The sequence below is a fragment of the Sutterella seckii genome (genome assembly GCF_009183815.1).
In the GTDB taxonomy this organism is placed as follows: Bacteria; Pseudomonadota; Gammaproteobacteria; order Burkholderiales; family Burkholderiaceae_F; genus Sutterella; species Sutterella seckii.
Map to the genome: position 1 here is coordinate 1 of NZ_WEHX01000115.1, position 6,402 is coordinate 6,402.

Below are 6,402 nucleotides of genomic sequence, written 5' to 3' on the forward strand. Positions count from 1 at the left end.
GCCGTCGAGGGTTGTGGTGGTTTTATCTTCATAACTCATTTATCAATTATAACATAACCGTAGCCGCTTGTCAACTATTTTGTGCCTATGTTAATAATAACAGGAAATCGTCGCCCCATCCGGGACGATAGCCCCTAGCTGTTTTTGCCGATTAATCCCTGACTTCCACGATGGCGAGTATTTCAACCGGACTCCCTTCAGGAATCTCTGGACCACCCACGTTTGTCAAGTTTCTTTTTACGGTAACGCGCGAGCTTAGGAGCGATGCTGCGGGCAGTGAGTTAGTCGAGCGCCTTATAGCGGCAGCCAGCGGCAATGCCGGCCTGGTGCCTTCAGGCACTGAGCTCATTCCTGTCAAGCGGTCGTGGAATAGCGAGCACGGCCTTCAGGCCGAGCGGAGCATATGCCGCGAAACCGCCGCTTGACAGAGCCCCCGCCGATACAATGTCGCTATGTGCGAATGCGACAAGCGAAGCGCAGCCCGCATTCGGACTTAGCGACCCTTCATCGGCTAATCCGTCCATTGTCCGTTTAATTGTTGCCGGCAGTATTCCAGTCCCAGTAATCACGCATCAACGAGAGAGGCCGCTTCCGTTAATCTCTCAGGCCTGTCGGCATGCATGCTTGCATGCCCTGACCAAAATGAACTCATCAGAAGTCTTGTCCTTGCCAAAATAAGCTCACATGCAACAAGTGCAATTCCTATAGCATAGCTGTTGGACAAGCCTTTCAAAAGGGTTTCTCATTTCACGCGATTAGTTATGGAATTGCCAATGCCTCATGCTGCAGCGGCAGCCTCATTGCAGGGTTGACCAGCCATAGCCGCCAGCACCGAGCGGGAGACGCCCGCTCTGCGGATGTTAAATTTTTCGCCGTAGGTGAGCACCGCCCATGCTATCCGGATGAGTTTCACCGCCAGCTGCTTGTCAATCCACTTCGTGAGCTGGCAGTCAGGCAGCTGCTTCTTGCAGTACAGCATGTAGATGACAGCCGCCCCCTGCATTAGCAGGGATCTCAGCATTTTGTCGCCGCGACGACTGATTCTTCCTTGTCCCTTGTGGCTAAGATCGGGAGCAGTGCTCTTCTTCTGTCTGGGCTTATTCACATGCCCCGTAATGATATTTTTCGGCACGCACCCGATGTAAGCAACAAGCGAGCGTGGTTTATCAAACCGCTTTACATCGCCGACAACCGTGATGAATCGGCCGGCAATCTGAGTGCCGACGCCCATAACGCTCTTCAGCAGCCTGCCGTTCGCATTGGCTGAGACAAGAGCATCAAGGTCCTTGTCGAGCTGATGAATTTGATCGTCGAGCGTCTTAATGCGATCAAGCAGTGCGGTCAGAGCAGAGACAACCGCTGCACCCATCATCTCCGCCTTAGCTTCCACGGTCTCACGCATCTTCTTGAGATTGCGCCTTCCGGTCGGAATGCCAATCCCCCAGGCCTGGGCAAATCCCTTGAAGCTGACGATCGTCTTCGTCCGTTGCCCTACCAATTGCTGACGCACGCCCTGCACCGTCATAATGCGGCACTCTTCGAGCGACTTGGCGCGAATAGGTCGAAGATCCGGATCGGCAGTCAGCCGGGCAAGTGCGAGCGCATCATTAATGTCGGTTTTCTGGCCCGACATATGCGTGTCAATCCACATCTTCACGGCTTTGCCGCTGATGACGCGCATCTCATGGCCGCGAGCCTCGAGCTCAAGGGCAAGCTGCGAGTAGCCGCAGCACGGCTCAATGGCAAACAGCGTCGGAGAGAGCTTGTCGGCGAGCTCATAGAGTTCGGCGTAAGTAACGCGGTCGATTCGAATAATTTCACCCTCGTTGAGCGTAACCGCCGCCAGGGAAACGTCGTATTTGGCGAGGTCCAGCCCGATCACGGCATATTCGATGGAAACATCGAGCGTCGTTTGCGTATGCTTCTTTGTCATGGCATGGCCTCCTGAGGGATTCGAGGTAGATACACCTATTGTCGCGCCCATACGTTTGGACGGGTTCGATGCAGTGGGTGGTCCATGTCATTAGCTCGTTTGCCCCAATTGCGATGCGAGTGCCGACGCCCGCATCGCCCCAGAGTGCCTTGAAGACCTGCGAGGCTCCGTTGATGACCTGCGGATGGTCGCCGAAACCTTCGGCACAGCGAACGTAGCCCATCACTTGGACGAACTGGGTAATACGGTCAAGGTCGCCAAGTTCAACCTTCAGGACGGCGAGAATATTGAGCGCCGCAAGTTCAGCGGCCTTCTGCGCTGTGGGGATGTCAATATCTTTTCCTACAACGCCCTTAATCTGAAGAACGCCTCCAAGATCCGGAGTTTGACCCGAGACGTAGACGAGGTTGCCGGTGCGGCGGGCAAAGGCATAAAGGCCGCCCGGAGCGCCGAGCGGAGGAAAGCGGAGACCGAGCTCACGCATTTTGGCTTCAATCTTCATGAATGAATCCTAAAAAGAGGCCGCAGGCGTATCCGCTTGCGGCCGTAAAAACTTGAGAGAGGCGATTCGCACAACCATGGCACGGCATGACGACCCTGCCTCTTCAAGATCCTTGTCACATTTCTTCGGAAGAGCGTCAACACCCAGCCGAAGCACTCAACAAGGAATAGGATAACCATCCTGTCCGACGGGGCACGCGAACCACTGTCGGACAGCTGGGCAGGAGGTTAACGGATTACTTGCAGCAGCACTTCTTCACCGGATTCGGATGAATCATCTTGGTGGGATCAACATACTGGTCGAACTGCTCGGCCGTGCAGAGGTTGAGTTCCAGAGCGGCTTCCTTGAGGCTCTTATTGTTGACGTGCGCATAGTGCGCAATCTTCGCAGCGTTCATGTAGCCGACGAGGGGCGACAAGGCCGTAACGAGCATGAGGGAGCGCTCCATCAGGTCGTGCAGACGCTCCTTATTGGCCGTAATGCCTGTGACGCAGTGGATTTCGAAAGACTTCATCACGTCGGCGAGGTTCTTGATCGACTGGATGAGGTTGTAGGCGATCACTGGCTTGAAGACGTTCAGCTCGAAGTTGCCCTGGCTTGCGGCAAAGTTGATGCAGGTGGCGTTCCCCATCACCTGAACCGCAACCATAGTGACGGCTTCGCACTGGGTCGGATTGACCTTGCCCGGCATGATCGAGGAGCCGGGTTCATTGGCGGGAATATTGATTTCGCCGAGGCCGCAGCGCGGGCCCGAAGCGAGCCAGCGGATATCGTTCGCGATCTTCATGAGGTCGGCGGCAAGCCCCGCGAGTGCTCCCTGAAGGAGGCAGACAGCGTCGTGGCTCGTAAGCGCATGGAACTTATTGGGCGCATCCTTAAACTTGATGCCGGTCTTCTTAGTGAGGATTTCGGCAACCTTGACTCCGAAGCCTTCCGGAGAATTGATGCCGGTGCCGACGGCGGTGCCGCCGATCGCGAGTTCGCGGCAGGGTTCAAGCGCGGCGAGGATTGCTTCGCGGCTGTGCGTGAGCATCGAAGCGTAGCCGGAGAACTCCTGACCGAGGGTGAGCGGCGTTGCATCCTGCAGGTGCGTGCGGCCGGACTTGATGAGATCCTTGAATTCTTCAGCCTTGGCATAGAGGGCCTTTTCGAGGCCTTCAAGACGCGGCAAGAGATAATTCGTTGTTTCAACGACGGACATGATGGAGAGTGCGGACGGGAACGTGTCGTTCGAGGATTGCGACATGTTGACGTGGTCGTTCGGGTGAACGAGCTGGTCCTTCGAAAGGCTCGACTTATCGCGGAAGTTGCCGCCGAGGATTTCGATGGCGCGGTTCGCGAACACTTCGTTCATGTTCATGTTCGACTGCGTGCCCGAACCCGTCTGCCAGACGGCGAGCGGGAAGTTGCCGTCGAGCTTGCCCTCGAAGGCTTCATCACAGGCCTGCTCGATCGCAGCGGCGCGCTTGTCGTCAAGCTTGCCGAACTCCTGATTGGCAAGCGCACAGGCGCCCTTTAGAAGCGCGAAGGCGCGGACAATCTCCACGGGCATCTTCTCAATGCCGATCTTGAAGTTCTCAAAACTGCGCTCAGTCTGTGCGCCCCAATACTTTTCATTGGGTACTTTGACTTCGCCCATTGAGTCCTTTTCGATGCGGAACTGATCCATCTTTAGTTACTCCTTTTATATCCTGTAAGCGCACACTGGCTAAGGGTCGTAGGCAACAACCTCTCCAGGCGAACGCATAGATCATCATATATAGCATTAAGGAAAACGAGATCCCTATTAGGGGTAAATAGCGTCACAACTTAATGACTATGATCATAAAAAAAACAAGATATATCAAAGCAATAAATAGAACATGTATTATAGAATACCGGTATACCTATAAGTTATTAACTATCAATAAAGCGCCGTAAGCGCCATCATCCAAAGCGGGAGCGTAACGGCAGAGGCTATGGTCGTTGATGCCACGCAGGTCGTAGCGAACTGCACATCCGCATGATGGAATTTGGCCAGCACCGCGATCTGCAGCACGCAGGGCAGACAAGCCTGGATGACGTAGATCTTGGCAATCGTCTCGGGCACATCCATGAGGATTGTGAAGGCGAGGCAGAGGAGCGGGCTGATCAGGAAGCGGTCAATGAGGACTAGAACGAGATCTCGGGAAAAGCGGATGTTCCGCAGCCCGATGTTGTAAATCATGAGTCCAATGAAGAGGAGTGCGAGCGGCGTCGTGATTCCGCCCATGTATTTGGCCGCCTGCATGATGGGTTCCGGCAGCCGCAGATTCAGAATGATCAGAATGATCGCGAGAAGAAACCCGCAGAGCGGGGGCGAGAATACGCGCCTCACCGTTGCAAGCGAGAACACCTTGGGGGCCTGGGCCTTGTCCGCCTTGATCCCGTCCATGGCCTCAAGATAGTTGCCCATGGTCCAGAAGAAGGTTGTGTTCGCGAAGAAGTAAAGAAGAGTAGGCACGATGCCGTCGGTTCCGAAAAGCGCAAGCGCAACGGGAAGCCCGATGAACATGTTGTTTGAGGTCGAGAAGGCGGACGAAAAAACGCCGGAATGGAGAGAGTCGATCCTGAAAATGCGGACAAAGATGCGGCTCGCGAAAAAGACGAGCCAGATCGAGATGAAGGGGACGATCATCGGCTCAAACAGCGCGAAGAGATCGTCGTGCGTCATCTTTTCCATTACGCTTGAAAAAAGGAAACAGGGCAGCGAGAGGAAGTTCACCAAACGAACAAGGAGCTGCGAAGCGGTCTGATCATACCAGCCTCGACTCGCTGTCCAATAGCCCGCCCCGGTGAGGAGCGTCAGCATAAAGACGCATGAGAGCGACTGCAGGAAAGCTTCGAGCATGATGAAGAATATCGAAAATAAGGAATACCGGTATACCAATTTATAGAAAGAACACTGCCGATGTTCTTTCTTTTTATGGACCGAGATTCAGCTGCAGCCGCGCGGCATGACTCCCTCCTTGCACGTCAATGCAACTCGAGCATCCTCAAGATGCTGGCGCATCATAGCCGCAGCTTCCTCGGCCTTGTGATCACGAATAAGCTTGTAAATTCGTTCATGATAGGCACAAGCCTCCTTGCGGCGCACTCGGTTCCATTGCGTGTAGTGACGCGAAAGCTTCAGGAGCTCGGCTAGGAACTGGCTCACAAGCACGATGATTTCATTGTGCGAAGCCTGCATCACTGCCAGATGGAAGTCGAAGGAGACGATTTCGACGTCCTTGCCCGCAGCCATGAAGGCCTTTGCCTCATCAATGGTCGCTTTCATGCGCGCGACTTCTTCGGGCGTAGCAAGCCGTGCAGCCTGTTCGACAGCATAAGGTTCGATCAGAAGGCGAAAATCGAAGAGGTGGTTGAAGACGACCAGGTCTGGTTTTGTTCCCATTGGGCCGACTATACGCAGTAGCTCGCCAAGATCAGCTTTCTTTACATAGACGCCCTGCCCGCGGACCTGCCGAACGACGCCGATATATTCAAGCGATTTCATTGCTTCACGAACAGGAATGCGGCTCACATTGAGTTCAGCTGCAATTTCGCGCTCGGACGGAAGTATGTCTCCCGCCTTGTACTCTCCAGATATGATCTTCTGGCGCCAGATGTCAGCAATCTGCTTGTAGAGCCCGAATGATTCCCGATTGAGTCCCTTGGGATTACCTTCCTGGTCGCTGACGGCCTTAAGGCCGATATCGTCAGATTCAGTCATAAAAGCACTTGCTAGTAGAGGGTAAAAACTGCTGGTTATATGTTGTCCCTATCCTTTTTGAGTTTCCAAAGTGCTTCTGACCATTGTTTTAAATGGAATGGCGCCGAAAACTCAAGAAATAGGATTCATTCTAGGGGACTTCCATAAATTCGGAAAGCCAGTTTTTCCACTTCGCCGACAGTACCCAAAACAACGCCGAGAGCCTCAGCACCGATCCGATGTTGAGGCTTTTCTGTA

The 6,402-nt window shown here is 54.1% G+C and carries 5 protein-coding genes; all 5 read right to left on the reverse strand.

Annotated elements, in window-relative coordinates; translation table 11 throughout:
* Positions 1-778: 778 nt before the first annotated feature.
* Complete coding sequence (locus GBM95_RS10675) at positions 779-1,933, reverse strand: IS110 family RNA-guided transposase (RefSeq protein WP_152159079.1); 1,155 nt, start codon at positions 1,931-1,933, stop codon at positions 779-781.
* Positions 1,818-2,435: a RidA family protein gene (locus tag GBM95_RS10680; protein WP_152159080.1), complete on the reverse strand. Its 618-nt coding sequence runs from the start codon at positions 2,433-2,435 to the stop codon at positions 1,818-1,820. The genes GBM95_RS10675 and GBM95_RS10680 overlap by 116 nt, the downstream gene beginning before the upstream one ends.
* Before the next feature lie 235 nt (positions 2,436-2,670).
* Positions 2,671-4,104, reverse strand: coding sequence for a class II fumarate hydratase (gene fumC, locus GBM95_RS10685; protein ID WP_152159081.1), 1,434 nt, complete (start codon positions 4,102-4,104; stop codon positions 2,671-2,673).
* A 234-nt stretch (positions 4,105-4,338) separates the two neighbouring features.
* Complete coding sequence (locus tag GBM95_RS10690; protein WP_152159082.1) at positions 4,339-5,304, reverse strand: AEC family transporter; 966 nt, start codon at positions 5,302-5,304, stop codon at positions 4,339-4,341.
* An 87-nt stretch (positions 5,305-5,391) separates the two neighbouring features.
* Positions 5,392-6,165 (reverse strand): FadR/GntR family transcriptional regulator, encoded by a 774-nt coding sequence (locus tag GBM95_RS10695; protein WP_152159083.1) that lies wholly within the window; start codon positions 6,163-6,165, stop codon positions 5,392-5,394.
* Positions 6,166-6,402: the final 237 nt, after the last annotated feature.